The 322-nt window shown below is 61.2% G+C and carries 1 protein-coding gene; it reads left to right on the plus strand.

Features of this window, described 5'->3' with window-relative positions; all coding sequences use genetic code 11:
* Nucleotides 1–8: 8 nt before the first annotated feature.
* On the plus strand, nt 9–322 hold a 314-nt coding region (locus JW499_RS23240), incomplete at its 3' end, for a helix-turn-helix domain-containing protein (protein ID WP_416135414.1).

Here is a 322-nt window from a genome sequence, read left to right on the forward strand (position 1 = left end):
CTGACGGGATGCAGAACCATGATATTGCCGCGCAGCTAGGCGTCACGCGGGCTCTGGTTGGACGTTGGCGCAGCCGTTATGCCGAATCGCGACTGGCAGGAATTGAGCGCGACCTGCCGCGTGGAGCGCCACCGGTCAAGGTAGACGTGGCTCAACTCGTAGAGTTAACCACGCAAAGCCAGCCTAAAGCAGCGCCCCACTGGAGTACGCGCAAAATGGCCGCTGAACTGGGTATCAGCGCCGCCAGTGTTTCTCGGCACTGGCGTGCCAATGGCCTGAAGCCTCATCTCGAGCGCAGCTTCAAAGTCTCGCGAGACCCGAA

The sequence above is a fragment of the Amphritea pacifica genome, assembly GCF_016924145.1.
Taxonomy (GTDB): domain Bacteria; phylum Pseudomonadota; class Gammaproteobacteria; order Pseudomonadales; family Balneatricaceae; genus Amphritea; species Amphritea pacifica.